The sequence below is a fragment of the Streptomyces sp. NRRL S-350 genome (assembly GCF_000719705.1).
Classification (GTDB): Bacteria; Actinomycetota; Actinomycetes; order Streptomycetales; family Streptomycetaceae; genus Kitasatospora.
Genome location: NZ_JOHO01000023.1, coordinates 103579 through 128674 on the forward strand (window position 1 = coordinate 103579; position 25096 = coordinate 128674).

A 25096-nucleotide genomic window follows, 5' to 3' on the forward strand; every position below is an offset into this window, starting at 1 on the left:
TCTTCTCTGAGGGCCGCTACCGCCGCTACTCCGCTACCGCCCTGGTCAGAGGGGGTGCGGTGGTAGCGGATGTGGTAGCGGTAGCGGATAGGTGGCGCTAGCCGACGGTGGTGAGGTCGTCTTGGGTTTCGGTGGCGGGGGTCGGGTCGGTAGCCGCTACCGCTACCTCTCCCGCTACCGGGAAGAGGGCCCTGACCTGCGCGGTAGCGGCGGTAGCGGCGGTAGCGGATTCCTCGGGAACGGGCGGGCAGTAGCGCAGCCACGCGTCGGCGAGGTCCTCGGCGTAGTAGCCCTTGAGGACGACCCGGGGGCCGGTCTTGATGTTGCGGGGGCGGATCGGTTTGCCGGCGGCGGTGACGTATCCGCCGAGCATCTGGGACAGGGTCCGGGTGGTGAACGGGCGGCCGTCGAGGTCGGCCCAGGGGGCGTCGTCGAGGTCGTTGAGCTTTTCCACGAGGGTGCTGCTGAGCATGCGTTCGGCCCCGTCGAAGATGGTCCGCAGGTCGGTCAGCAGGCGGATGCCGAGGGATCCGCTGTCGTCGGCCCTGGCGCTCTTGACCAGGTGGACGCAGGCGGCACGGGCCCGCTTGGGCCAGTGCCCTCCGGCGGCGTCGGCGACGGCGAGCAGGGGTTCCCAGACGTCGGCGGGGCGGTCGGAGACGCCCTCGGGCATTTCGGGCCAGGCGCCCTCGACCTTCTCGCGAACGGTGTCAGCCCAGGCGGCGAGGCGGTCGCGCAGCACATGCCCTTCGGGCTCGTGGATCCGCTGGCGGAACGACTCGGCCTTCTCGTTGGGGGCGCGGCGCCGCATGCGGATGACGACGGACCGGCCCATGATCGTGTCGGGGAGGTCGCCAAGTCCGGCGAGGGCGAGCGCCGAGTAAACGGGGAACTTGACCACCTTGTGGTTGTCTCCCTCGCGGACGCTGCGGGTGACGCCACCGGTGCGGCGGTAGCCGGAGTTGATGAGGCCGCGCAGGTCCTCGTTCCCGGCAGCCTTGGGCCCGAAGACGGTGTCGACCTCGTCCCACAGGATCGTGGGCCGTCCGTCGTCGCCGCCGGAGATGGAGCGGAACAGGGCGCTGGGGCTGATGTCGTTGGTGACCAGCGGGTTGGGGGTGAGGGTCTGGACGATCTCCAGGGCGCGGGTCTTGCCGCTCTCGGGTTCCGGGGAAAGGAACGCCAGGCGAGGGGTGGTCTCGAAGCAGTCCATGAGGTGGGTGTGGGCGTCCCACAGGGTGACGGCGACATAGGCGTGTTCGCTGGGGAAGATGTTGAAGCGGCGGTGGTGCCGCTCGACCTCGTCGAGCAGGGCGGCGCCGTCCTCGGTCGTGGTGGTGACGGGCGGGGTGGGATCGGTCATGCTGGCCTCTCCGGTTCGATGGGCTGGATGGGAGCGGGCCGCCGGTCTTTGGTGAGAGGGGCGGCCCGCTTCGAGCAGGTCAGGCGGCGTGGGCGCCAGCGGCGGTGAAGCCTCGGTCGACGGCGCGGGTGGCGTAGTCGTGCGGGACGCCGACGTTGACGGCGGCGTCGATGAGCTGCCGGGCGATGGTGTCGAGGCCGCAGGGGCCGGGGCATCGGGTGTGCTGGGCGGCGAGGAAGCGGGCGACGCCGAAGGCCTGCGATCCGGCGCCGTTCTCCGGGCAGTCCGCGATTTTGGCGAGGCCGCGTTGCAGCCCGGTGTGGATGTAGCGGTCGGTGTGGCGGCAGCCGCTGCCCACGGTGCGGGTCCAGGTCGGCGGGGGCGAAGAGGCCACCCGCGCCCGGCTCGGCGGCGGGGTGGTCTCTTCCTTCTCGACCAGGGCGCGGACGGCGTCGGGCAGCGGAGCCATGGTGCCGGTGCCGTAGCCGAGCCAACGGGCGTACGCCATAGTCGACTTGACGTCCACGCTGGGGCGGACACCGTTGGCGGAGGCCATGGCGCCCCGGTAGACCAAGTGTTCGCCCCGGGTGCTGGGCACGGTGAGCGTCGGGGGCAGGGCGGTGCGAGCCCAGGTGACGGCGTCGGCGTTGTCGAGGTCGACCACGGTCAGGCCGGCGCCGCCCGGGTGGTAGGCCACCGCTTCGGCCTCCCGCCACGCTCGCAGCCACGGCGGGCTGGTCAGGACGGCGGGGTCGGTGGTGGCGGCGGCCCACGCGTGGCAGGGCGCCGGGCAGGTGCACGGCCCGGGGATCTTCATGTTCGGCCGGCCGCCGCAGGCGTTGTCCTTACAGGCCGGGCAGTTGCCGACCGGCCGTTTCCCGGCCCGCAGCGGCAGGACGGGAAGGCCCAGCCGGGCCAGTTCGAGGGCGAGTTGCAGGATGAGGTTCACGCCGGTCTCCAGACGTCGGCGGGGGCTGCTCGGCGGCGTGCTGTTCGGCGCAGACCTTGTGTGCGGGTCTGCGCTGCTCGTCGCGAAGCGGGGTGGGGCGACCGCACCAGTGGCAGGGGCGGGGGCCGGTGCGGTCGTAGTGGTGGGCGTCGCGCCAGTCCAGGACGGTCGCCACGGCGGTGGTCCTACGCGGCCGTGGTGGCGGTGGCGCTGAGCTGGGCGGCGGCCTGTCGGCCGATCAGTTCGGTGTAGGCCGGGGGGATGGCCTCGGCGATCTCGCGGCGCACGGTTGTCCAGTGGATGCCCATGGCGTCCTGCCACTCGGGCACGCTGCCCTTGCCGCCGCCGCTGCCGTAGACCTGGAAGTACCGGCCCTGTTCGGGGCTGACATAGCGGCCGTGTCGGTAGCCGATGGTCAGACCCCGGTGCGGGACGTGCGGCTGCTGGTCGAGCAGCAGCCCGCCGCCGGCCTCGAAGTTGCGGTGCCTGAGCACCCGCAGGCCGAACATCTCCCCGCACAGCGTGAGGTCGACCCGCATGCGGCGGGAGGCGCGACCGGGCGGCTGCTCGATCACGTACGGGCGGCCCGTGGACTCCAGCGCGTCGCGGGTGGGGTCGAGCAGGTCCGCGTACCGGTCGCGGCGGGCGGCATTGGTCCCGGCGGTGAGCATGCAGTCGAACTGGCAGGGCGGCCCGGCGGAAATCAGGTCGAACCGGTGGCCGTGGGCGGCGATGGTCTCGACGGCGTCGCCCTGCAGGAACGGGAAGGGGTAGTTCGGCTGGTCGAGGATGTCGACGCCGACGACGTCGAACCCGGCCAGCCAGAACCCCATGCCGGCGCCGCCGATGTTGCAGTAGGCGTCCAGCACGGTCATGCCGTTCCACGGTCGCGCGGGCAGCCACTCCGCCGCCGGGCGCAGGGCGAGGGAGAGGCCCGGCGCGTTCACCGGGTACCGCCGATCAGGTCGGCGACGAGCGGGGCGAGGTGGGAATTGGCGTACTCGGCGAGGGCGCCGCATTCGTCGCAGTAGTGACCGGGGCAGCCCCAGTCGTCGCACTCGTCGCAGTAGGACACGGGGATCTCCATGGTCAGCGGTTGCGGTTGGTGACGTTGACGCTCACGTTCACGGCGCCCTGCCCGCCTCCTCCGCCGGAGCCGCGGGTTTTGGCGAGGCAGTAGGCGCCGGCGCCGATGGCGGCGAGTCCGCCGAGGCTGCTGCCGGCTGCGGCGACGGCCTGGAGGGCGTAGCCGATGCCGAGTCCGGCGGCGCCGAGGCCGATGCCGCCGGCGGCGAGGCGGGCGGGCCAGGGGTCGCGGGCGGGCGGCGCGGCCGGGGCGGAGGCCGGGATGACGACGGTGGGCTGGTGCGGGATCGGCGGGTGGGCGTAGACGGGGGCGGGCTGCGGGGCGGCGGGCTGGTAGAGGGCGGGCGCGTTCGTGAGGGGGGCGGTGGCGTACAGGGGTTGGCCCTCGGCGGTGTAGAGCACCGGGGCGGGCTGCGGGTACGGGTTGTGGTCCACGGTGCTCTCCTGTCGGGGCTGTTGCGGGGGTGGTGGTCAGTGGCCGGAGACGATCCGGGTGACGGCGGCGAGGAAGTTGTTCACGGGGTCGGCCATGCCGGTGGAGGCGAGCGTGAAGCCGCTCAGCCAGAGCACGACGGCCGTGGGCAGGGAGACGCGCCGTCCACGGATGAGGACGGCGGAGAGGATCGCGAAGACGACGGTGACGCTGAGCGAGACGATCACGGCGAGACCCTTCCGATGGGTGCTGTGCGGGTGCGGAGCGGCCCGCCCGAAGCGGGTCCGGGCGGGCCGTGGCGCCTGTTGCGTGCCTGTAGTGCGCGCCTGTCTGTCGCCTGTTGCCTGTCGCCTGTCTGTAGCCTGTAGCCCCGCAGGTCAGAGGGGGGATGACAGGTCTTCGGCCGGCGCCGTACCGCCCTTTCGCGGCGGGCGCGACAGGCGACAGACAGGCCGGTTCGTCAGGCGTCGGCGGGCGGCTCGGGCAGGTACTGGCGGTGGACGTAACGGGCCTTGCTGCCCTCGCCGACGCGGGCCACTTCGCCGCTCTCGGCCCAGGACTTGAGCCACCCGACGATGGTCGGCCGGGTGGTCCCGAACTCGGGCTTGAGGATCTTCTCCATGGCGCTGGCGCCGGTGCCCTCGGGCCCGGCCTTGATCAGGAGCATGAGCGCGGCCTCGCGGGCACCGGGCTCCGGCGCCTTGTCTTCGCGGCCGGTGGACCAGGTGGACGGGTCGGCCCAGTCGGTGCCGGCTGGGGCGGGGCCGGGCTCGGGCGCGGCGGGCAGCAGCCAGATCGACTCCAGGTCGTCCGGGTCGACGGGCTTGTCCCATCCGGCGGTGGCCTTCCATCCACCGGCCGGAGCGGCGCCGGCGGTCGGGGCGGTGGGCGCGGGGCCGGACGCGGCGTTCGTCGCGGCGGGGGCGCCGGCGGTCACGGGCGCGGTGGCCCAGAGGTGGCCGCAGCGGTCCATGGTCCAACGGTCGGTGTAGTCGGCGCCCGCGGCTTCGAGGGAGGGGGCGTCGAGGGCGGGGCGGCGGTGGGAGGTGAGCGCGCTGATCTCCTCGATCATGTCGGGGGTGATGCGCGGCTGTCGGGCCTTGGCGGGCTGCTTGCCCTCGGTGCCGACCAGCACCGACCCCGGGCCGGAGAACGAGTCCTCGGCCCGCAGTGCGCGCCACCCGAAGAGGTGCCCGAGTTCGGAGTCTTCGAGAGCGCCGGTGGCGAGGCGGTTGGAGGCCATCTTGCGTACGAGCGGGTCGGGCATGACGTCCTGGGTGACGCGCAGGACGGACAGGACCGCGCGGATCGCCATGGCGCGGGCGATGCGCACGACTTCGGAGATCCCGGCGAGGACGGCGCGGGCCTCACGGGTGGCGGCGGCTTCGGCGCCCTCGTCGGTGATGATGACGATCTCGGGGATGGTGGGGGAGACGGGGAGCTTGTCGTCGTTGGCGTCGCGCATCGCGTCCTGGTAGGCGACCTTGCGGGACTTGGCGATGCGCACGGCGGCGGCGAGCATGCGCTTGGCCTCGTCCACGGTGGAGGCGACCCAGTCCACGCCCGGGACAGGGATGTCGGCGTTCGCCCAGCGGGAGCCTTCGCGGCCGATCTGGGCGTCGCGCCAGGCGTTGAGCCAGGGCAGGCCGATGGAGCCGCCGTTGAGGTCGATCACCCACACGAGCACGTCGTTCGTCTGGTTCAGCCGGGCGATCAGGGTGTGGAGCCAGTTGGTCTTGCCGGTGCCGGTGGGGCCGGTGACGATCGTGGAGGCCTGCCGCAGGTCCATCTCGGCCCGGGCGCCGTCGGACAGCAGCGCGACCGGGATGGGGTTGTTGACGGTGGTGGTCTCCTCGATCTCCTCGACGGGGAAGAGGAGTTGGTCGGTGAGGACCTTGGTGGTGACCTGGATGAGCACGCGGCGCCGGGAGATGCCGGGCATGACCTGCAGGCCGCAGCCGTCGGGCAGGTCGAGGTCGGAGCCGAGGGCTTCGGCGCGGTCGGCGATGGCGCGGCGGGTGGTGCCGCCCTCGGGGAGTTCGAGTTCGAGGGTGTAGCCGGCGCCGGAGGGCCAGTGCTCGATGCCGAGGACGGTGACCTCGACCGAGCAGACGCGGCGGATGCGGTCGGTCCAGTCGGCGGCGAGCTGGCGGCGGCCGCCGATCAGCAGCAGGTGCGCGCGTTTGGCCTGCTCGACCTCCTCGTGTGCGGCGAACGCGGCGCCGAGGGTGCCGGCGGCGATTCCGGCGACGGCCAGCGACCCCAGCTCGGGCCACTGCCACGGGCCGCCGTGGGCGAGCGCCCAGGACGACCAGCCGCCGGCGGCCATCCAGCACGTGCCCCGGAACGCGAGCGTCGCCCCGGTCAGGCGCTTGCGCAGGCCCGCGCCGATGGTGCTGAGGGCTCCGGCGGCGCCGGCGGCGAGCGCCCATCCGGCGGGCATGCCGGTGGCATGGCCGATCGCGGTCGTGGACAGGGCGCCTGCGGTGGCGTTGAGGGTGCCGGTCAGCAGGCCGTGCCCGGCGCTCCAGTCCAGGCGCGGCACGGTGTTCTTGGTGTTCTTGGTCATGGTGGCGGTCTCCAGCCGGAAAGGGGGCCGGGCCGTCCACAGGGTGTGGACGGCCCGGCTGGGGGTGTGGGTGCTGGGGAGGCGACGGAGGGTCAGGTCAGACGTTCCACTTCCGCTCGGCCTCCAGGCCGTTGCGCGGGTTCTCATGGCGCTCCAGGTCCTCGGCGTGGGCCTGGCGGAAGGTCGGCGCGACCTCCTCCAGGGCCTGCACGACGCGGCCCATGGCCTGGTAGCCCTGGCTGATCTCCTCGACCACGACCGGGTCCAGCGGCAGCTGCTCGGACGCCTTCTCGGCGAGGACCCGCAGAACCTCCTGGAGGGTGCCGTAGGCGGTGGGCAGCTCGTCGGCGAACGCCCCGAACTCGACCATGGTCTCGGGGTCGAAGGTGGTCGCGGCCTGGAGGAGGACGTCGGCGGCGGAGGTGAGGCTGAACGTGGCGGCGGTGCCGTCGATGGGCGTGGTCACGGGGTTCTCCTTCACGGTGGGCTTGCCGAGGGTGATCGGTTCGACGGTGGGGGTGGTGTCGGGGCGGCACGGGCGGCCGAAGAGGCTCCACTCGACGGGGCCGTCGGTGGCGGCCGGGGTCGGGGCGGGGCGGCCGGGGATGTTGACGGTCTCGGCCGGGACCGGCACACCCGCAACTCCGGGGGCGGGGTCGGCGGCGGGGTCGTCGCGGCCGAGGATCGCGGCGTTCCGGGCGTCGCGGACGGCGCGGGCGCGTTCGGCCATCCGCCGCCAGACGTTCCGCATGTGGCCGGCCACGCGGCCCTTGTGGCGCCAGTTGCCGACCAGGGTGGAGCCGAGGCCGACGAGGCCGGTCGCGAGCGCGGCGCCGCCCATCCGGGCCTGGTGGCGCATGGCGGAGCGCTTCAGGGCCTTGGCCTGCACCGGGGTGATCTGACCCCGTCCGGCGGCGGGGCTCTTCGGGCGGGCCCCGGCGCCGGTGGCCGGGTCGATCCCGGCGGCTTGGAGGGCCTTGGCCTGGCCCTTGGCGACGCGGCGGGCGGTGCGCTCGGCGACCCGGGCCAGACGCTGGTCGCGCGCCGCGGCCCGCTGCTCGACCCGGCCGCCCGGGCCCCGGTCCTGGAGGCCGGGCAGACGGGAGGCTGCCTTGGCGAGGGTGTGGACGGCGGCGGACGGCCGGTACCGGCTGGCACCCCGACCGGCCGGGGTGGGTCGACCGGCCTGCCCGGGGATGCTGCCGGACCCGGCGGTGTGGCTGCGGGTGCCGTGGTGAGCGGCGGGGGGCATGGTTCCGGCCGTTCGCGGCATGCCGGCTCCCTTCGGGGCTGCGGTGTGGTGGGGGGAAACGGCCGAAGCGGCCCGGTGCCCGGCCGGGCTCGGGCCGGAGCGGGACGCCGCGCCGGGGGTGGTCGCGGAACGGCCCTGCTGCGAGCCGTAGTTGGGACCGGCGGAGCGGGTGGCGGCGCGGGCGGGCGGGGTGAAGAGGCCACCCCCGCCCGCCGTGCGGTGGGCGCCGCCCGCGCGGTGGGCGGGGAGGCGGGGGCTGGTGGTGTGGCGGGTGCGGGCCTTGCGGGCCAGGCCCCCGAGGGCGGCGGCACCTGCGGCGGCACCGACTACGGCGACGGCGGCGGGCCCGCCGAGGGAGGCAACGCCGGCTCCGACGGTTCCGAGGGCGTTGGCGACGGCCACCGCCAGCGGGACACCCGGCATTGCGCCCGAGGGCGGCGCGGCGGGCGGGGGTGGGGTCTTCGGTTCGGGCGGTGGCTGGTTCTGGGGTGCGGGCATGACCTCGACCAGCGTCGAGGCGACCGATTCGGACATGATGAGCGCTCCGGTTCTCTGTGGAGGACGGAGGGCCCGGAACCGCCGACAGCTTGCAGGCGAGGCGGCGGTTCCGGGTTGTTTCGGCTGGTCAGAGCCGGTTCGGCTCCAGCGAGAAGAACAGGACGCAGGCGTCGGCCATCTCCGGGCGCTGCTGGTTGAGCCAGGCCCGGATGTCCCGGTAGGCGTCCTCGCGGGTGGCACCCGGCTTCGCCGTATAGGTGCCGTTCGAGGTGAACGTGGCGAGGCCATTGCCGACGGGGCGCTGCAGCGTCATCAGCCAAGCGTGCGTGGGCTCGACGGACACCGGGTGGAGAACGGCGGTGGGAACGGACATGTACGGCTGCCTTTCTCGTGGTCAGCGGTCGATCACGGGCTTGTCGAGGTCGCGGTGGGTGAGGTGGACGGTCATGCCGGTCTTGCCGAGGCGGGCGGCGAGCACGCTCGCGACGGTGGCGGCGCGGTGCCTGCCGCCCGCACAGCCGACCGCGATGGTCAGCGGGGCCCCGCTCGGACCGGCGTCGTAGGCGTCGGCCAGCAGCGCGGCGGCGGTGATCAACTCCCGAATGCCGGGAGTGGCAAGCACGGCCCGCCGGACGGGCAGGTCGCGGGCGCTCTGGTGCCGCAGGGCCGGGTCGACGTGCGGGTCACGGAAGTGGCGACGCAGGTCGAGGGTCAGGTGCGCATCGGGCGGGGCGGCGTGCAGGTAGCCGAACGAGACGACGTCGATGCAGGTCAGGGGCATGCCACTGCCTCCGTGTGCGGTGAATGGGATGGGGGATCAGATCTCGTCGCAGCGCAGCTGGTAGCACTCGCTGCAGAGCGGGATGATCCACTCCTCACCGTTGATCTCCAGCGAGAACGGGTCCGCGACGCACTCGACGTCCGGCGTGCTCTCGCCGCAGAAGTAGCAGCTGTCCATGGCGGACTCCTTCGGGTTCAGGCCGCGAGGGCGGTGGTGTCGGCGCACGTCAGGCAGGTGCCGAGGTGCGCGGGGAGGACGTAGCCGGCGTCCTGGCCGCAGGCGGGGCAGGTGCGACGGGCAGCGTTGGCCTTGGCGAGGGCGGCGGCCTTCGCGGGGGTCATCGGGCGGATGGGCTTGGCCAGCGTGAGGCGGTAGAGGTAGGCGGGGCGGGTGCCGCCGTAGCGGGAGCGCCACATGATCTGTGCGGCGACGTCCTGCCCGCCTGGGCGCAACCCCTTGGCACGGAGCTGACGGCGGGTGAAGAGGCCGTGCGGCGCTATGCGCCAGGGGTAGGTGGGCGTGCCGCCGTGGCGGGTGCCGTCGGGGTCCCAGTGGCGGGGGCGGCTCATGCGGCCACCGCCTCGGCGTCGCCGTCCTGCTGCTCGTTGAGGCGCTTGTAGACGATGTTGACGTAGGCCGGGGAGCGGGTGGAGCGGCGGGCAGCCTCGCGCTGTGAGACCCGGTCGCGCCAGCATTCCTCGATCACGCGGGCGGCCTCGGCTTCGTCCAGCCGGACCGGCTCGGGTTCGGCGTTCACCTCGTCGGCGGGGGCGTTCACCTCGTCCCCGTCGGTGAAAGGCTCGGGCTCCGGGGTGTTCACCGGATCCGGCCGGTCCGGGTAGACCGGTCCGTCGATCACGTCGTCAGCCGGTTCCGGGGCTGGCTCGGCGACCGGTTCGGTGGTGTTGGGCGGGGTGGGGTGAACGGGGGTGAGCGCCGGGTGAACGGGCTCGGTGTTCACCGCGTTCACCTCTCCGAGGCCGGGCGACAGGGTCGCGACGGGTGACGGGACGAGGGTGAACGGGGCCGCGGGGAGGGTGAACAGCGGAGTGTTCACCACCTGCCGGGCGGCCTGCGGGATCGTCGCCGGGCGGGTGCGCAGCGGCGGCCGTGACTGGCGCGCGAGGCGGGCAAGGGCCCGGCGGTAGGCCGGTCCGGCCTCGGCGACGAGCAGCAGCAGAAGCGGCGGGATCAGGTGGATGACCACGCCGACCAGGTCTTTCGCCAGCGCAGCGGCCCCGATGTTGAGCCATACCGTGGCCAGCCCGGTGACCCAGCGGAAGAGGGCCGGCCAGCGTCCGGCGCTCACCCCGAACCGGGCCAGCGTGCTGTCCGCCTGGAGGCTCAGGATGAAGCACCCGTCACCGGCGACGGCCATCACGGGACCGGTGCCGTAGCCGGGTGAATGGGCGTCGATGAACGGGGCGGCGGTGGACATGCTCACCGCGACCACCGCGCCCGTCAGCACCCAGGTGCCGGTGCTGATCACGAGCGACGTACGGCGGAGCTGGGCCGGGGTGGGCACCTCGGTGAGCACCGGGTGAACACCGCCGCCGGTGCGGTGAACGTTCACCCGGCACCCCCGGCGTTCACCCGGGCTCGATCGCGGGCCGCCCGCCGCAGCACGCTGTTGCGCTCGCGCTCGTTCAGGCCGCCGAAGATGCCATGCGGCTCGCGCCGCTCCAGCGCGTTGCCCAGGCACAGCAGGCGGACCGGGCAGCCGGCGCAGATCATCTTGGCGCGACGCTCGGCCCACTCGGCGGCCGCGGCCCCGATCTCCTCGGGGTCGGGGTAGAACAGCTCGGTGTCAACGCCGGCGCAGGCGGCGCCGCGCAGGTCGCTGTCCGGGTTCGGGCGGTACTCGGCGAGCACGGTGGCCGCCGGGCGGGCGGTCAGGTGCGGGGTGCGCGTCGCACCGCTGATGATCGTGCGGAGCTGGGCCATCACGCCGCCGCCTTCCAGGTCAGCACCCGGCGACGCTCGGCCGTGCGCATCAACGCAGACGCGAACCGGGCCGCCGGCCCGTCCAGGTCCCGCAGGATCTCCCGTGCGGCGTCGAGCCGGGCCCGCCGCTCCTCGGCGCTCTCGTCCTCGGTCCCGGTGAACAGCTCGGCGTCGACACCGATACCGAGCGCGAGTTCCGCGAACTCGCTCGGCGTCGCGGCATCCTGGCCTGCGACAATCAGTTTCATGGGTCGTGTTCCTTTACTCGGACGGCCCTGAGCGGTCCCGGTGTGCCAGCACCGGGACCGCAGCCGTGTTGGGGTCGGACGATCGACGAGCGTCCGCGCGGACCCGACGTACCTCCGCCGAGGCGGCGGGACGCCGGGAACCGTGATCGCTGGTCGATGCCTCACCGGCAGATGGCCCGGCGAGGCGACCTATGTCTCTTGCGGTCGATCGGGTTCATCGGGCACCTCCTTCGGTCGAGCGGGCAGGGAAACTCACTGCAAGGGGGCCACTTATGCCCCACTCTCCGGCCGTTGCTCGCGGTCGCCGGGCCACCTCGCCAGTCAGGGCCGGACCTTGCCGAACCCCTATCCCCTGGCCTTTGCGGAGATTGCAGCGTCCTCCGCCTCAGCTCGTAGACGCCCCCTTGGAGGGGCTGTTGCACCACTCCGACAGGCACGTTTGCGCAGCTCAGGGCAGCCCAAAGAAGGGCCCCAAGAGCTGATGAAGATTGCAGTGGTCCCGCTTGCTTTGCGGTCCCTTCCTGCTGCGACAAGCCTGCTCCGGCGCACGGCGTCGAACCAATGACGGCCTGTCATATGAGGTTTTCCGCCGAGGCGTTGCCCTCACAATCAACATGGTGCACCTAGTGCGCCAAGTTGGCAAGTGCTTCGCCGCCGCAACGCTGCGGCACACTGGTGCACTAAGTGCGATACGTCGACTGGAGGATCACTGGTGACCGAGTTCCAAGGCGCGCCGGCCTATCTCCAGCTAGCCGATGACCTGCGGGAACGAATCCGCAGCGGCAAGCTGGCCGCAGGTACCGCACTGCCGTCAACGCAGGAGTTGATGGACAGCTCCGGCGTGTCGAGCACCGTCGTGAAGAACGCCGTATCCCTGCTCCGCACCGAGGGCTACGTGATCGGACATCAGGGGAAGGGGGTATTCGCCCAGTTCCCGCCCCGCTTGGCCGGACACTCCCGGGGCGCCGCCGACTGGGCGGTCCCGGTACTGCAAGCCGGCCAGGCGATCGAGCAGGCCCTCCGCGACTTGGTCCACACCGGGGGCGAGGGGGCAGACGCCGAAGCGGCTCTCCAACGCTGGCAGGCCGCGTTCGAAGCGCTACCCGACAGCGTGAAGAGCCGCTTGGCGGAGTAAGTCAGAGGTCGCCCCGGCTGGTCGCCGCCCACCCGTCTCGGATCAGGTCGTGGAGCCCGGACCGTTCGGGCTTCCACCCGAACTCTGTCGTGATCCGGGTGAGGTCGGCGACCAGCCGGGGCGGTTCCGGCTGGGGAGGCCGGTGGACCACCGGGACGGGCCGCCCAGTCACCTGCTCCACAGCATCGACGATCTCGCGCATGCTCGCCGGAGTCGCGCCCACGTTGTACGCCCGGTGCGCAACGTCCCCAGCGTGCAACGCCAGGACGTACGCGCGGGCCAGGTCATCCACGTGGACGAAGTCCCGGACGGCGCTCCCGTCGCCGTTCATCTCCAGGTGGGGGTAGCGGCCGGCCGCCACGGCGAGCGCCTTCGGGATGATCCGGGACTCGTCGGAGTCAGCCACCCCGCCCACCGAGCCTGCGATGTTGAAGCACCGCAGACTCACCGCCCGAACGCTGCCGCGCTCACCCTCGCGCCTGAGCAGGTCGTCCGCAGCCAGCTTCGAGGCGCCGTACGGGTTGCTCGGAGCAGGCACGACGTCCTCGCCGATCGGCTGCTGCTCGGGGGCGCCGTAGATCGCCGCCGTCGATCCGAGCACGACCACGGGACGCTCCGTGGCAGCTCGGCCGGGCAGCGCCCCCAGCAGAGCCGCGGTGCCGTTGACGTTGACGTCGTGGTACTCGTCCGGCATCTCGAAGGACTCGCGCACCCGGGTGAGCGCGGCCAGGTGACAGACGGCGTGCACACCGCGCACGGCCGATGCAACGGCTTGCTCGTCGCGGATGTCACCGTGGACCACCTCGGCCACCGGCAGCTCGCGGAGCGGGGCGCCTATGGGCCGATGGGTCAGGGCAACCACCTCGTGGCCTGCCTCGGCGAGTCGTCGGACAACCGCGTTGCCGACGAAGCCGAAGGCGCCCGTCACGAGTACGCGCACGGAGTTCCTCCTCAGTTCAGGATCAGTCCGCGATGCTGCCACGCCAGGTCGAGGCACGCGGCGGCGGCAGACGCGAGCGGTTCATTCTCCAGCAGGTGGCGAATGTTGGCCTCGGTGAAGTCGATCCCACCTGCGTTCCCCGTGCCGGAGATGATGCTGCCCTCGGTGTTGCGGGCCACCATGCCGGAGAACACCGCGTCGTAGACGTCGGCGTCGATCACCACGGCGCTGATGATCTCGCCCGCCAAGGTGAGCGGGTCCAAGCCGATCCCGAAGCAGTACGGCCGCACCTTGCCCGCGCGCCGGGCCTCGTTGAGCGTGCGGAACGGCTCCACCCCGTCGTAGTCGATGGGCTCGCCGCTGCTGCCGTCAGCCTCCGGGTCGCCCAGGAACTCCTCCGCGTACTCGCGGAGCACGTTATGCCAGAGGTCGAAGTCGTTCGACTGGTCCCACGGCATCACGCTGGACGGCTGGAAGACCCCGGCGGGCATGATGTGGTACGTCCCGCCAGCCAGCGCCACGTTGCTGGCGGCCCGATGGTGCAGCGGGAACGACGCCGTGCCGTCCGCAGCGAGCCGGATGGTCAGGGTGTCGATGGAGGGCAGCAGCGGACGGCGACCGAGGTCGAACGGGTCGCCGACCAGTGCCCGGAACGGGAGCGCATCCCAGTTCGGCTCCCCGATCCATGCCGGGTCGCTGCCGGTCGCGAGCCACGCGCCCGCCAGCTCGTGAGCCACGCCCTCGCAGACGTCCGCCATGTCGAAGTAGGTCGTGTAGCCGAAGGACAGCTTCGGTCGGCCGTCGACCTGGGTGACGTCGAGCAGCCGGAAACTCGGCCGGTTCACGAACAGCGACGGCCGGTCAACCATGCGGATGGCCTGCGAGTACCGGGCGAACCGCCCGCCGGTCGCGGCCAAGGGCCGGACGCCCTCCGACTCCGGCTCGGCGCCCACGATCTCGGGCGGGGCCGTCTGCGGCAACCATGTGAGGTTGATGTCGCCGAAGTCCAACGGTTCCGACCACATCCAACCGGCCGTCGTGAGCACCGGGCTGTTCCCCGCTCGGCCCACGTCCGGGTACAGCCGGGCGGCCGCGCTAGTGAGTTCGCTCCGGTGCCGATTCAGGTCCCGGCGAATCATCCGCCAACGACGCTGTTCCTCGGCGGCGTCCTGCGGACCGGTCTCACCACTGGCGGCCGAGACAACGGTCGGCTCGACGGTCGGCAACAGGCCCAACTCGTCCTCGGGCAGCCCCAAGACCTGAGCCAGGCGCCGAAGCTCGTCCATGTCCTTGATCACGCGCTTCCCGCGCTCCAACAGCGAGACATACGACTGGTCGTAGCCGAGCAGGTCGGCAAGGTCCTGCTGCTTCAGCTTGTGGAGTGTGCGGTAGGCCTTCAGGACGTCTCCGAGGTTGGACCCGTCCGGCGGCGCGGTGCGCTCGGCCGGGGCCGAGAGCCAGTTGACCGGCTTGGCCGCGGGGACGACCGGTGCCACCGGGCCTGCGAGCCCGATGGCACGGCGGCACGGGCTGCACACGGTGTCGGTGTTGCTGCGGCTCAGCCGGGCGCCACACCGGGCGCAGACGGCAGGCGTCTTGGCTGCGATGGTCATGAGGCATCTTCCCCTTCAGGGATCGGCCGATCACCGGGTCAGCCGTCCGAGGAGACGGCACCCGCGCCGGAGAACATTCAACTGCACCTGCGGTGCTGGGGATCCGTGTTTGATCAAGACGGATAGCCCCATGTGGGGCGCTGGGAGAATCCCGGGAGAAGATCTTGAGATTCACTCCGCGCCGACACGGCGGCGACCAACGAAGCCCAACGCTCTGACCAGCGCCTTCGCGCACTTGCGCAGGTCGGACGCCGCCCCGGACCTCATTCGGGACGAAGAGGCCGTGGGTTCAAATCCCGCCACCCCGACCCAGTTGAGTGACTGTGCCTCAGCATCTTGTGATCTTGGGCGAACAGCCGAGCCATGGCCGTCCCGCCAGCCTTGACCACCGGGCGGATCTGGCGCCGGTGGACCTCCTCGGTGACCGACGTCGTGGAACGCCGGACCAGCCTGGAGATGTTCTCCAGGTGGTCAGACGCGGGTGCCGGCGGCGCGATGGCCGGGGAACCGGCAGGTAGGGCCCGCCGCAGGTCACTCAGGGTGGCGGACGGGCTGCTCTGGTAAAGCAGGTGTGCAGGCCCCCGGAACCGGATGATGATGGCCCGCATGATGCTCAACGGTTCACCGGCCACGGCCCCCAGGATGCTGCTCCTGGACCGCGTTGACTTCGAGCCTGGCTGCTACGTGTTCGACCTCGATCGACCGCTGTTTCTGGCAGCTGGGGACCAGATCTGGGCGGAGCGAAGCTCGGTGGTCGTGCTACGCGCGGTCACCGGATCGGTAGAGCGTCCTGCGGGCAGCATGACTGCCGAGCGGTGGGCGTACAAGCTGTTGTAGTTCGGCCTGGCCGAGCCACGCGTGACAGGCAGCGGAATGTCCAACCGCGCTACAACGGGTGCGCACTTCGGCGGACGGCCACGGACGCCTGGGGACCGTTCGGGCAGGTCAGCAGCACTGCTGACCGAGGTCGGGCGGGCGCCCAGGTTGCTTCGGGACGAAGAGGCCGTGGGTTCGGATCCCGCCACCCCGACTCAGTGCAGGGGGCCCACCAGAGAGATTCGGTGGGCCCTCTGACGTTGTGTATGGCAGCGTCCGGCAGCCGTGCCGTCGGTCGGGACGGTCCACCGCCCGGGGGCGGCTTTCCCCGGTTCATGCCACGTCCGGCCCCGGCTGCGGTAGTCGGCATGGCGCCGGGCGGCTGCCGCATCGTTTCAGGGCCCCTTGTCGGCTCCGGCTGCGCGTGAGCGCCCCGGGTTGGGGAGGGGTGGCTTCAGAGGGCGGTGGGGAGTTCGGTGCGGGAGGTGATGTTGAGCTTCGGGTAGGCCTTGTAGAGGTGGTGGGCGACGGTGCGGGGGCTGAGGAAGAGCTGGGCGGCGATGTCGCGGTTGGTGAGGCCTTGGGCGGCGAGGCGGGCTATCTGGAGTTCCTGGGGGGTGAGGGGGGACTGCGGGGTGGTGCGGGTGCCCGTGGGGGTGGGGGCCGGGGTGCCGGTGGCGGCGAGTTCGGTGCGGGCGCGGGCGGCCCAGGGGTGGGCGGCGAGGCGGTCGAAGGTTTCCAGGGCGGCGCGCAGGTGGGGGCGGGCGTCGGTGCGGCGGCGGGTGCGGCGGAGCCATTCGCCGTAGAGGAGGGCGGTGCGGGCCTGTTCGAAGGGGCGGTGGGCTGCTTCGTGGAGGTCGAGGGCGGCGCGGTAGGCGGATTCGGCGAGTTCGTCGGGGCCGAGGAGGGCCTGGCAGCGCAGTCGGAGGGCTTCGGCCCACGGGCGGTCGGCGGCGGTGGTCCAGCGGGCGAAGCGCTCGTACGGTTCGGCGGCGCGGTGGGGGGTGCCGAGGCGGACGGCGGCTTCGACGAGGTCGGGTACGGCCCGGGTGGCGCTGACGTGGTGCCGGTGCGGGCCGGTGGTGAGGGTGTGCAGGCGGTCGGCGGCGTCGCCGGCGCGGCCTTGGCCGAGGTCGAGGAGGGCGAGGGCCCATTGGGCCCAGGGGAGGCCGGCGGCGGGGGCGGCGGTCTGGGGGCCGGTGGTGGCGAGGGCGGTGGCGGCGAGGTCGGTGCAGTGGTCGCTGCGGCCGTCGAGTGCGGCCAGGTAGGCGAGCAGCGCGGTGAGTTGGCTGACCCACTGGTGTTGGCCGGTGTCGCGGGCGAGGCCGAGGGCTTCGGTGGCGGTGAGTTCGGCGTCGTGGTGGCGGCCGTGGAAGAGTTCGGCTTCGGCGAGGAAGAACTGCAGGGTGGGCATCACGCCGACGGTGCCCTTGGCGCGGGCTTCGGCGACCAGTTCGGCGCCGAGGTCGCTGGTTTCGTCGTCGCGGCCGAGGATGAGGGTGGCGCCGCAGAGTTGGACGAGGTCGACGGGGCTCTCGGCGCCGGCCCGGCGGGCGGCTTCGGCGGTTTCCCGGACGGGTGGCAGTGCTGCGGCGGGCCGGCCGAGGGCCGGGAGGACGGCGGCGGGCAGGTGGCGAGCGAGGGGTGCCAGGGGGTCGCCGTCGGTGAGGGGGAGGGCGGCAAGGCGGTCGAGGACGGCGGCCACCGGTTCTTCTCCGGCGTACCAGGCGGCGTGGAAGGCCTGGAACAGCATCCGGGCGGCGTACGACGGGTCGATGCCGGTGTCGGCGGCGTCGAGCAGTAGCCGGTAGGCGGTCGGGTAGGAGCCGCGCCAGAAGTGTGCGGTGGCCCGTACCTGGTCGAGCAGGGCGTGTGCCAGGACGTTGTCGGTGCGGGCGGCGGCCTCGCCGGCGAGTGCTTCGGCCCGGGTCAACTCGCCTTCTTCGGTGGCGGCTTCGGCGGCCAGGACGAGTCGGCGGGTGGCGTCGTCGCGGTCGGGGGTGAGTCGGGCGGCGCGCTCGTACGCGGCGGCGCCGCCGTGTCCGCCGCGGCGTTCGGCGCGGACGGCGGTGCGTTCCAGGGCGGCGGCGAGGTCGGGGTCGGGGGCGGTGGCGGCGAGGGCGAGGTGCCAGGTGCGGCGGTCGCCTTCGGGCAGGGCGTCCGCGATCGCCCGGTGTGCGGACAACTTCTGGTGGTGGGGCGCCCGTTGGAGGAGGGCGGAGCGCAGCAGCGGGTGCCGGAAGGCGATCCGGCGGTCGGCGGTGACGGTCACCAGGCCCGACTCCTCGGCGGGGGCGAGGTGTTCGGCGGTGACGCCGAGCGCGGCAGCGGCGGGCAGGACGACGTCGAGCTCGCCGCTCTCTTCGGCGGCGGCGAGCAGGAGCAGCGTCTGGGTGGCTGCGGGCAGGCCGGTGACCTGGCCGTGGAAGGCGATCAGGAGTCGGCTGGTGAGCGGGAGGCCGCCCGGCGCGTGGGCCTGCGCGCCTGTGGTGACCGGGAGTTCGGTGAGCGCGAGCGGGTTGCCGGCCGCCTCGCTGAGCAGCCGGTCGCGGACGGCGGCGGGCAGCTCGGCGCCGACCCGCTGGGCCAGCAGCCGGGTGGCGTCGGCCTCGGCGAGGGCGGCGACCTCCAACTCCGGTAGCCCGAGGCGGCGTTGCACCGAAGTGCCGGTGTTCGCGGCACTGTCGGTACGGGAGGCGAGCAGCAGGGCCACGCCCTCGGCTTGGAGGCGTCTGGCGGCCAGTAGCAGTGCGTCCAGCGAGGCCCGGTCGAGCCACTGCGCGTCGTCCAGAACGCACAACAGCGGTTTGTCGGCAGCGAGTTCGGCGAGCAGGCCGAGCGTGGCCAGACCGACCAGCAGCCGGTCGGCGTGGCCTTCACCGGCAGCCGGGCCGCCGCCCGCCACTCTGCCGTGCGCCACTCCGTCATCCGCCGCTCCGCCGTCCGCCAGCCCGAACGCCATCTCCAGGGCCCGCCGCTGCGGCCCGGGCAGGACGTCCAGCCGGTCCAGGCCGGGTGCGAGCAGCAGGCTCAGCCCGGCGTAGGGCAGTTCGGCCTCGTACTCGACGCCCGCCGCCCGGATCACCCGGAACGCCTCCCCCGCCCGCGCGACGGCGTCGTCCAGCAGCGCGGTCTTGCCGATGCCCGCCTCGCCGCTGAGCAGCAGGACGCCGCTGCGGCCGGCTCGCGCCGCCTCCAACAGTTCGTCCAAGGCGGCTTGTTCGCGTTCCCTCCCGTACAGCATGGCCCCGACCCTACCCATCCGCGCTCCCCGCCTACGTACCCCCATGCCTATACGTGACGGATTCGCCTCCGGCCGCCCGTCCCTACCTTGGTGAGCACCGGGAACGACCGGCCAACCGCCGAACGGAACACGGGAGATGACCATGACCGAGATCACCACCGCCGCCCTCCAGCAGCTCGCCGAGCGCTACCTCGCGGTGTGGAACGAGACCGACCCCGCGGCCCGCCGCAAGCTGATCGACGAGGTGTGGGCCGAGGACGGCCGCTACACCGACCCGCTGGCCGCGGTCGTCGGCCGGGACGCGATCGACGCCCTGATCGGCGCGGCGCAGGCCCAGTTCCCGGGGCTGGAGTTCAGCCTCGGCCCGGTGGACGCCCACCACGACATCGCCCGTTTCACGTGGAACCTCGGCCCGGCCGGCGCGGAGCCGGTGGTGATCGGCTTCGACGTGCTGGCGGCCGCCCCGGACGGCCGGATCGGTGCCGTGTACGGCTTCCTCGACCGCGTGCCGGGCGCCTGACGACGTCGAAGCCGCTGGGGCGAGCCGAAGCGCACAGCCGGCGCCGCCGCAACCGTTCCGACGGCCACCGCCCACGTCGAGGGGCGGGCCCTCCCTCCTGGCCCCAGGACTCCGGCCCGCCCCTCTCCGCACCACAGGCCCCAACCCCTCCGAGGAGAGCCCGAGATGAGCACCGCCCTGAACGCCCGGCGCACAGCGCCCGGCCCGCCGCCCGCTCCGGCCTCGCCGGCCACCGCGGACGCCCCGGCCACCCCCGCCGCTCGGCCGGGGCCGGCGGCGCCGCCCCCAGCCCCCAAGGGACTGCTGCCGGTCGTCCTGACCGCCACCTTCATGACCGCCCTCGACATCTTCGTCGTCAACGTCGCCCTCCCCTCCCTCCAGGCCGACCTCGGTGCCGGGCCCGCCGCCGTCCAGTGGGTGATGGCCGGCTTCAGCCTGGCTCTCGCGGCCGGGCTGGTCACCGCCGGCCGTCTCGGCGACCGCTACGGCCGCCGTCGGGTGTTCGGGCTCGGTCTGGCCCTCTTCACCCTCGCCTCTGCGGGCTGCGGCCTCGCCCCCACCGCCGCCACGCTGGTCGGTGCCCGGGTGGTGCAGGGCCTGGCGGCGGCACTGATGGGCCCGCAGGTGCTGGCGATCCTGCGGACCGCATTCAGCGGCGCGGCGCAGGCGCGGGCCTTCGCCCGGTACGGGCTGACCATGGGTGTCGGCGCGGTGTTCGGCCAGCTGATCGGCGGGCTGCTGATCCGTGCGGACCTGTTCGGCCTGGGCTGGCGCAGTTGCTTCCTGATCAACCTGCCGATCGGCCTGGCAGCTCTCGTCCTGGTCCGCCGCTGCCTGCCGGAGTCCCGTGCCCCGCAGCGGCCCGGCCTGGATCCGGTCGGTGTGCTGCTGGTCACCACCTCGCTGACCGCCTTGGTGCTGCCGCTGATCCAGGGACCGCAGCTGGGCTGGCCGCTGTGGACCGTGCTCTGCCTGGGCGCCTCGGCCGTCCTGCTCGCCGCCTTCGCCGTCCACCAGCACCGCGCCACCAGCACCGCCGCAGCCGCCGCAGCCACCACAGCGACAGCCGCCACCACAGCCGGCTCCACCGCGATCGCCGGCCGTACGGCCACCGCCCCCACCACCCCGCTGGTCGACACCCGCCTCTTCCGCAGCCGCACCTTCAGCGCCGGTGTGCTCGCCCAACTCGCCTTCTGGCTCGGCCAGGGCTCGTTCTTCCTCGTGCTCGCCCTGCACCTGCAGTTCGGCCGCGGCCTGGACGCGCTCGGCGCCGGGCTGGTCTTCACGGCGATCGGCCTCGGCTACCTCATCACCTCCAACGCCACCCACCGGGTCACCGCCCGCTACGGCGGCCGCCGCACGATCGCCGTCGGCGGGCTGCTGATGGCCGCCGGGCTCGGCCTGCTCGCCGTCGCCGCCTACGGCGCGGCGGACGGCAGTGTCTGGTGGCTGGCTCCCGGCCTGTTCGTGGACGGTCTCGGCATGGGCCTGGTGATCGCGCCGGTCACCTCCGTCGTCCTGGAGGGGGTGGAGCCGCGGCTGGCGGGCTCGGCCGCCGGGGTGGTCTCCACCGTGCAGCAGGTCGGCGGGGCGCTGGGGATCGCGCTGATCGGCCTCGTCTACTACGGCGCCGGCGACCCGACCGCCGCCTTCGGCCACAGCGTGCTGGCGCTGACGGCGTCGGAACTGGTGCTGGTGGCGCTGGTCCGGCTGCTGCCGCGGCCCCGGGCCTGAGCACCTCCCGGCGGCGCCCGCGCGAGTCCCCACGCCTGCAGCCCCGACCTGAAACACCCTCCGAAGCCTCAGGTCATCGAGCCCGAACGGCCGGGTCCGGGCCGCGACCCGGCAAGGCCCGCAGGTGCCGCACACCCCGGCATCCCTTCCCCAGCACCCCCGCATCCCTTCCCCAGCGCCCCCGAAGCCCCGGGCGGGTGGGCCCAGCCCCACCCGCCCGTTCCATTCCTTCCCCCCGATCGGGTTGGATGGTCGGATGAGCGAGGAGAAGAGCGCCGTACCGGCGTGGGAGCAGCGGTTCAGGGCGGCCCGGGTGTCGCTGCCCGACTGGGCCGACGAGGCCCCCGACCGGGCGCTGTACGTGTCCAACGCGACCGGCACCTACGAGGTCTACGCCTGGGACCGCGCCACCGGCACCCACCGCCAGGTCACGGACCGCCCGAACGGCACCACCGATGCCGAGCTGTCCCCCGACGGTGCCTGGGTCTGGTGGTTCGACGACCACGACGGCGACGAGTTCGGTGTCTGGCGCCGCCAGCCGTTCGCGGGCGGCCCGGACGAGGAGGCCGTGCCCGGTCTCGCCCCCTCCTACTCGGCCGGTCTGGCCCTCGGCCGCGACGGCACCGTGGTCGTCGGCCGTTCCACGGACGAGGACGGCACCACCCTGCACCTGCGCCGCCCCGGCGGCACCGAGCCGGTCGAGATCTACCGGCACGCCGAGTACGGCGGCGTCGGCGACCTCAGCCACGACGGCACGCTGCTGGCCATCGACCACACCGAGCACGGCGACGCGATGCACTCCGCGATCCGGGTCGTGCGCCTCACCGGCGACGGCAGCGGCGGCGGCGTCGAGACCGTCGCCGAGCTGGACGAGGTCACCGGCCGGGACGAGCCGCGCGGCGTCGCCTGCCTCGGTTTCGCCCCGGTCGAGGGCGACACCCGGCTGCTGGTCGCCCATCAGCGCACCGGCCGCTGGGAGCCGATGATCTGGGACGTCGCCACCGGCGCCGAGACCGCGCTGCCGCTGCGCGACGAGCAGGGCCGGGAGCTGCCCGGGGACGTGTCCGCGCAGTGGCGCCCCGGGGCCGGGGAACTGCTGGTGGAGCACGAGTACGAGGCGCGCAGCGAGTTGTTCTCCTACTCGCTCGCCGAGGGCCGGCTCACTCGGCTGGAGACCCCGCGCGGCACGGTCGGCGGCGCGACCGCCCGCCCGGACGGCACCGTCGAGTACCTGTGGTCGTCCGCGGCGGAGCCCTCCGTCGTCCGTTCCACCGCCGGGACGGTCGTGCTGCGGGCGCCCGGTGCGGTGCCGCCCGCTTCCGTCCCGGTCGAGGACGTCTGGGTGGACGGGCCCGGCGGGCGGGTGCACGCCCTCGTGCAGCGGCCGGCCGGGACGGCCCCCGGGGACGGCCCGCTCCCGACCGTGTTCGAGATCCACGGCGGCCCGACCCACCACGACAGCGACTCCTTCGCCGCCGGCCCGGCCGCCTGGCTGGACCACGGGTTCGCGGTGGTCCGGGTCAACTACCGCGGCTCGACGGGCTACGGCCAGGCCTGGACCGACGCCCTGCACGAGCGGGTCGGCCTGATCGAGCTGGAGGACATCGCGGCGGTCCGGGAGTGGGCGGTCGACAGCGGCCTCGCCGACCCGCGCCGACTGGTGCTCACGGGCGGCAGCTGGGGCGGCTACCTGACGCTGCTCGGCCTCGGCGTCCAGCCCGACGCGTGGGCGCTCGGCGTCGCCGCCGTGCCGGTCGCGGACTACCACACCGCGTACGCCGACGAGATGGAGGCGCTCAAGTCGCTGGACCGCACGCTCTTCGGCGGCACCCCGGAGGAGGTCCCGGACCGCTTCACCGCGTCCTCGCCGCTGACCTACGTCGAGCGGGTGCGGGTGCCGGTGTACATCAGCGCCGGGGTCAACGACCCGCGCTGCCCGATCCGGCAGATCGAGAACTACGTGGAGCGGCTGGAGCAGCTCGGCAAGCCGCACGAGGTGTACCGGTACGACGCCGGGCACGGATCGCTGGTGGTGGAGGAGCGGATCAAGCAGCTCCGGCTGGAGATCGACTTCGTCCGACGGCACCTCCCCGCGGTCGACGCCACCGAGACCGGCACCGACACCGACACGGACACCAGCGCCGGCACCGGCAGCACCCCCGGCGTGAACGGAAGCGGGGGAACCGCGTGAGAGGGGTGCTGATACTCGCGGGGGCGGTGGCGGTGGGAGCCCTGGTGCTCACCGGCTGCTCGGGATCGCGCAGCGACGCCGCCTCCTGCCCGCCCCTGGTCGGGCCGCCGGCACCGAGCCCGTCGGCCGCCGTCCCGGCCGCTCCCGCCATCCCCGCCACACCGCTCGCCACGGCGAGCCGGGCGGGCGCGGCAGGGGCTGGGACCTCCGTCGTGCGGTCGGCGTACGACGCGTACGAGCCGACCGACGGGGGCGGCGGCACGATCCAGCTCGCCAAGGGCTCGAAGGGTTCGAGCGGTTCGAGCGGTTCCAAGGGCTCGTCGGGTTCGAAGGGGTCCGGTTCCAAGGGCACCAAGACGGGGCGCACCGTGCACCACCACATCGACCACTACGACTCGAGCGACAACGTCGGCAACGGGCACAGCCATTGCTCCGGCATCCCGACGCCGGCACCCACCGGCTCGTCGGCCCCGATCCCGACGCCGCACCCGGCACTTCCCACGCCGCCTGCGCTGCCCACGCCGGCCGCACCGCCCGCACCGCCCGCACCGCCCAAGCCGTCGGCGGTACCGGCCGTGCCAGCCGTGCCGACCAAGCGTTGAGAGTCCGATCCCTCGGTCAGTCCAGGACCGGGTCCAGTCCCAGGGCCCGGTCCTGTTCCGCCTCCGCCTCACGGCGGATCAGGCGGTACCACATGAAGACGACGAAGCCCGCGAAGACGAACCACTCCAGGGTGTAGCCCAGGTTCTGGAACGCGCGCAGGGTGAGCCCGTCGCCGCCCTGGGGCTGCACGGTCGGTACGGGGGTCAGCCCGGCGGGCGCCTCGTCGGCGGCCACCCAGCCGTCGTACCAGCCGTCGTACTCCAGCACGTTCAGCAGCGAGGCCCGGTTGATCATGCCGAGCTGCCCGGCCGGCAGACCGCCGGCCACCGCGCCGTCGGCGCCCACGGCCTCGTTGGCCTGCAGCCGCCCGGTCACCGTCACCTGCCCGCCCGACGGCACCCCGGCGCTCGAAGCCGCGCCCGCGCCCGCAGCCGGTGCCCCGGCCGCCCAGCCGCGCACCACGGCGACGGCGTGCCCGTCGGCGGTGCGCAGCGGGGTGAGGACGTAGTAGCCCTGCTTGCCGTCGACGACCCGGTTGGGGACGAGGAGCTGGTGCTCGGTGTCGTAGGTGCCGGTCACCGTGACGGCCTTGCCGACGGTCTCCGTGGTCACCTGCGGGGTCGCCTGGTTGAGCAGCGCGTCGATCGGCCGGGCCTCACCCGAAGAGGTGACGGCGTTCTTCGTCTCCTGGTGCGTGGACACCCGGTCCTCGAACCGGCCGAGCTGCCAGGAGCCCAGCCACACGCACACCGCCACGGCCGCCACGGCCAAAGCAGTGCCGCCCAGCCAGCGCGGAGTCAGGAGGAACCGGTACACACCCCCCACGGTAACCACTCCTCACACCCGCCCCGCCCTCAGGGGCCGCCGCTGGCGCCTTCACGCCGCCCGTAAGCCGGGCGGGCGTCCACCCGATCCCGACGCACGGCCACCAACGCACCCGGCTGTGAGCCGTAGGCGAGCCCGGCAAGGAGCCCGCCCGCGACCCCGCCGGGGAAACCGCCGGGGAAACCCCCGGGGAGCCCGGGAAACCGTCGGAGAACCCGCTACCGCCCTGCCCCTCACCCCGCCGCGGGCGTGTCCGACGGCTGCGGCGCCGGGCCGTCGACCGGCTGGACGCCACCGCGGTAGAGGGTGCCGCTGCAGGTCAGGGGCAGGGTGGCGGTGGCGGCGGCGGGGC

25 protein-coding genes are annotated in these 25096 nt (G+C 73.4%); 6 read left to right on the forward strand and 19 right to left on the reverse strand.

The genetic code is table 11. The features are described 5' to 3' along the window. Window positions 1–97: 97 nt before the first annotated feature. The 15 genes from IF30_RS0121800 to IF30_RS0121875 all read right to left on the reverse strand — a co-directional run bounded on the left by IF30_RS0121800 (window position 98) and on the right by IF30_RS0121875 (window position 11123). A complete protein-coding gene (locus IF30_RS0121800) occupies window positions 98–1363 on the reverse strand; it encodes a DUF3631 domain-containing protein (protein WP_030241001.1) in 1266 nt (421 codons plus the stop codon). Window positions 1364–1442: 79 nt separating this feature from the next. Further along, window positions 1443–2312: a bifunctional DNA primase/polymerase gene (locus tag IF30_RS0121805; protein ID WP_030241003.1), complete on the reverse strand. Its 870-nt coding sequence runs from the start codon at window positions 2310–2312 to the stop codon at window positions 1443–1445. 185 nt (window positions 2313–2497) lie between these two features. Further along, window positions 2498–3259 (reverse strand): DNA methylase, encoded by a 762-nt coding sequence (locus IF30_RS0121810; RefSeq protein WP_324605647.1) that lies wholly within the window; start codon window positions 3257–3259, stop codon window positions 2498–2500. Beyond that, a complete protein-coding gene (locus tag IF30_RS48020; protein ID WP_158835336.1) occupies window positions 3256–3399 on the reverse strand; it encodes a hypothetical protein in 144 nt (47 codons plus the stop codon). The genes IF30_RS0121810 and IF30_RS48020 overlap by 4 nt, the downstream gene beginning before the upstream one ends. 2 nt (window positions 3400–3401) lie before the next feature. Continuing rightward, on the reverse strand, window positions 3402–3833 hold the full coding sequence (locus IF30_RS0121820; protein WP_030241006.1) for a hypothetical protein: 432 nt from the start codon (window positions 3831–3833) through the stop codon (window positions 3402–3404). Window positions 3834–3869: 36 nt separating this feature from the next. Further along, entirely contained in the window at window positions 3870–4058 is a 189-nt protein-coding gene (locus IF30_RS0121825; protein WP_030241008.1) for a hypothetical protein, read from the reverse strand. Between the two features lie 233 nt (window positions 4059–4291). Further along, window positions 4292–6400 (reverse strand): hypothetical protein, encoded by a 2109-nt coding sequence (locus IF30_RS0121835; RefSeq protein ID WP_030241009.1) that lies wholly within the window; start codon window positions 6398–6400, stop codon window positions 4292–4294. A gap of 97 nt (window positions 6401–6497) precedes the next feature. Continuing rightward, the gene (locus IF30_RS43790) at window positions 6498–8186 is read right to left on the reverse strand and encodes a hypothetical protein (RefSeq protein ID WP_051710777.1); all 1689 of its coding nucleotides are present in this window, start codon (window positions 8184–8186) and stop codon (window positions 6498–6500) included. 91 nt (window positions 8187–8277) lie between these two features. Next, entirely contained in the window at window positions 8278–8523 is a 246-nt protein-coding gene (locus IF30_RS0121845; RefSeq protein WP_030241012.1) for a hypothetical protein, read from the reverse strand. Window positions 8524–8544: 21 nt separating this feature from the next. Continuing rightward, window positions 8545–8931 carry an RNase adapter RapZ gene (locus IF30_RS0121850; RefSeq protein ID WP_030241014.1) on the reverse strand — a complete coding sequence of 129 codons (387 nt, stop codon included), beginning with the start codon at window positions 8929–8931 and terminating at the stop codon, window positions 8545–8547. Window positions 8932–8967: 36 nt separating this feature from the next. Continuing rightward, window positions 8968–9108, reverse strand: coding sequence for a hypothetical protein (locus IF30_RS48025; protein WP_158835339.1), 141 nt, complete (start codon window positions 9106–9108; stop codon window positions 8968–8970). Window positions 9109–9125: 17 nt separating this feature from the next. Further along, window positions 9126–9500, reverse strand: coding sequence for an RRQRL motif-containing zinc-binding protein (locus IF30_RS0121860; RefSeq protein ID WP_030241016.1), 375 nt, complete (start codon window positions 9498–9500; stop codon window positions 9126–9128). Further along, the gene (locus tag IF30_RS49485) at window positions 9497–10504 is read right to left on the reverse strand and encodes a hypothetical protein (protein ID WP_234322792.1); all 1008 of its coding nucleotides are present in this window, start codon (window positions 10502–10504) and stop codon (window positions 9497–9499) included. Before IF30_RS49485 ends, IF30_RS0121860 begins: the two co-directional genes overlap by 4 nt. Next, entirely contained in the window at window positions 10501–10875 is a 375-nt protein-coding gene (locus IF30_RS0121870; protein WP_078891573.1) for a WhiB family transcriptional regulator, read from the reverse strand. Before IF30_RS0121870 ends, IF30_RS49485 begins: the two co-directional genes overlap by 4 nt. Beyond that, a complete protein-coding gene (locus tag IF30_RS0121875) occupies window positions 10875–11123 on the reverse strand; it encodes a hypothetical protein (RefSeq protein ID WP_051710779.1) in 249 nt (82 codons plus the stop codon). The genes IF30_RS0121870 and IF30_RS0121875 overlap by 1 nt, the downstream gene beginning before the upstream one ends. A 712-nt stretch (window positions 11124–11835) precedes the next feature. Between IF30_RS0121875 and IF30_RS48730 the strand changes: the two genes are divergently transcribed. Beyond that, a complete protein-coding gene (locus tag IF30_RS48730) occupies window positions 11836–12258 on the forward strand; it encodes a winged helix-turn-helix domain-containing protein (protein WP_063752733.1) in 423 nt (140 codons plus the stop codon). A 1-nt stretch (window position 12259) separates the two neighbouring features. Here IF30_RS48730 and IF30_RS0121885 read toward each other — a convergent pair whose 3' ends face one another. Beyond that, window positions 12260–13198, reverse strand: coding sequence for an NAD-dependent epimerase/dehydratase family protein (locus tag IF30_RS0121885; RefSeq protein ID WP_030241027.1), 939 nt, complete (start codon window positions 13196–13198; stop codon window positions 12260–12262). 11 nt (window positions 13199–13209) lie between these two features. Then, complete coding sequence (locus tag IF30_RS0121890) at window positions 13210–14811, reverse strand: helix-turn-helix domain-containing protein (protein WP_078891574.1); 1602 nt, start codon at window positions 14809–14811, stop codon at window positions 13210–13212. A gap of 606 nt (window positions 14812–15417) precedes the next feature. Here IF30_RS0121890 and IF30_RS0121900 point away from each other — a divergent pair. After that, the gene (locus IF30_RS0121900; RefSeq protein ID WP_158835342.1) at window positions 15418–15648 is read left to right on the forward strand and encodes a hypothetical protein; all 231 of its coding nucleotides are present in this window, start codon (window positions 15418–15420) and stop codon (window positions 15646–15648) included. 433 nt (window positions 15649–16081) lie between these two features. On the opposite strand, the gene IF30_RS50270 is transcribed toward IF30_RS0121900, so the two are convergent. After that, window positions 16082–18871, reverse strand: a complete 2790-nt coding sequence (locus IF30_RS50270; protein ID WP_030241035.1) for an ATP-binding protein — start codon at window positions 18869–18871, stop codon at window positions 16082–16084. A 142-nt stretch (window positions 18872–19013) separates the two neighbouring features. On the opposite strand from IF30_RS50270, the gene IF30_RS0121910 reads away from it, so the two are divergent. The 4 genes from IF30_RS0121910 to IF30_RS0121925 all read left to right on the forward strand — a co-directional run bounded on the left by IF30_RS0121910 (window position 19014) and on the right by IF30_RS0121925 (window position 23918). Further along, the gene (locus IF30_RS0121910) at window positions 19014–19391 is read left to right on the forward strand and encodes a nuclear transport factor 2 family protein (RefSeq protein ID WP_030241037.1); all 378 of its coding nucleotides are present in this window, start codon (window positions 19014–19016) and stop codon (window positions 19389–19391) included. 165 nt (window positions 19392–19556) lie between these two features. Beyond that, window positions 19557–21125 (forward strand): MFS transporter, encoded by a 1569-nt coding sequence (locus IF30_RS0121915; protein ID WP_030241039.1) that lies wholly within the window; start codon window positions 19557–19559, stop codon window positions 21123–21125. A 256-nt stretch (window positions 21126–21381) separates the two neighbouring features. Beyond that, entirely contained in the window at window positions 21382–23316 is a 1935-nt protein-coding gene (locus IF30_RS0121920; RefSeq protein WP_078891575.1) for a S9 family peptidase, read from the forward strand. Window positions 23317–23321: 5 nt separating this feature from the next. After that, on the forward strand, window positions 23322–23918 hold the full coding sequence (locus IF30_RS0121925) for a hypothetical protein (RefSeq protein WP_030241042.1): 597 nt from the start codon (window positions 23322–23324) through the stop codon (window positions 23916–23918). A gap of 16 nt (window positions 23919–23934) precedes the next feature. On the opposite strand, the gene IF30_RS0121930 is transcribed toward IF30_RS0121925, so the two are convergent. Then, window positions 23935–24735, reverse strand: coding sequence for an SURF1 family protein (locus tag IF30_RS0121930; protein ID WP_030241045.1), 801 nt, complete (start codon window positions 24733–24735; stop codon window positions 23935–23937). Window positions 24736–25096 lie beyond the last annotated feature (361 nt).

What these genes read in the sequence shown, in the direction of transcription:
- IF30_RS0121800 (WP_030241001.1), bottom strand. Translation starts at nt 1,363, where the DNA reads ATGACCGATCCCACCCCGCCCGTCACCACCACGACCGAGGACGGCGCC.
- IF30_RS48020 (WP_158835336.1), bottom strand. Translation starts at nt 3,399, where the DNA reads ATGGAGATCCCCGTGTCCTACTGCGACGAGTGCGACGACTGGGGCTGC.
- IF30_RS0121835 (WP_030241009.1), bottom strand. Translation starts at nt 6,400, where the DNA reads ATGACCAAGAACACCAAGAACACCGTGCCGCGCCTGGACTGGAGCGCC.
- IF30_RS43790 (WP_051710777.1), bottom strand. Translation starts at nt 8,186, where the DNA reads ATGTCCGAATCGGTCGCCTCGACGCTGGTCGAGGTCATGCCCGCACCC.
- IF30_RS0121845 (WP_030241012.1), bottom strand. Translation starts at nt 8,523, where the DNA reads ATGTCCGTTCCCACCGCCGTTCTCCACCCGGTGTCCGTCGAGCCCACG.
- IF30_RS0121850 (WP_030241014.1), bottom strand. Translation starts at nt 8,931, where the DNA reads ATGCCCCTGACCTGCATCGACGTCGTCTCGTTCGGCTACCTGCACGCC.
- IF30_RS48025 (WP_158835339.1), bottom strand. Translation starts at nt 9,108, where the DNA reads ATGGACAGCTGCTACTTCTGCGGCGAGAGCACGCCGGACGTCGAGTGC.
- IF30_RS0121860 (WP_030241016.1), bottom strand. Translation starts at nt 9,500, where the DNA reads ATGAGCCGCCCCCGCCACTGGGACCCCGACGGCACCCGCCACGGCGGC.
- IF30_RS0121870 (WP_078891573.1), bottom strand. Translation starts at nt 10,875, where the DNA reads ATGGCCCAGCTCCGCACGATCATCAGCGGTGCGACGCGCACCCCGCAC.
- IF30_RS0121875 (WP_051710779.1), bottom strand. Translation starts at nt 11,123, where the DNA reads ATGAAACTGATTGTCGCAGGCCAGGATGCCGCGACGCCGAGCGAGTTC.
- IF30_RS0121890 (WP_078891574.1), bottom strand. Translation starts at nt 14,811, where the DNA reads ATGACCATCGCAGCCAAGACGCCTGCCGTCTGCGCCCGGTGTGGCGCC.
- IF30_RS0121900 (WP_158835342.1), top strand. Translation starts at nt 15,418, where the DNA reads ATGATGCTCAACGGTTCACCGGCCACGGCCCCCAGGATGCTGCTCCTG.
- IF30_RS50270 (WP_030241035.1), bottom strand. Translation starts at nt 18,871, where the DNA reads ATGCTGTACGGGAGGGAACGCGAACAAGCCGCCTTGGACGAACTGTTG.
- IF30_RS0121910 (WP_030241037.1), top strand. Translation starts at nt 19,014, where the DNA reads ATGACCGAGATCACCACCGCCGCCCTCCAGCAGCTCGCCGAGCGCTAC.
- IF30_RS0121915 (WP_030241039.1), top strand. Translation starts at nt 19,557, where the DNA reads ATGAGCACCGCCCTGAACGCCCGGCGCACAGCGCCCGGCCCGCCGCCC.
- IF30_RS0121920 (WP_078891575.1), top strand. Translation starts at nt 21,382, where the DNA reads ATGAGCGAGGAGAAGAGCGCCGTACCGGCGTGGGAGCAGCGGTTCAGG.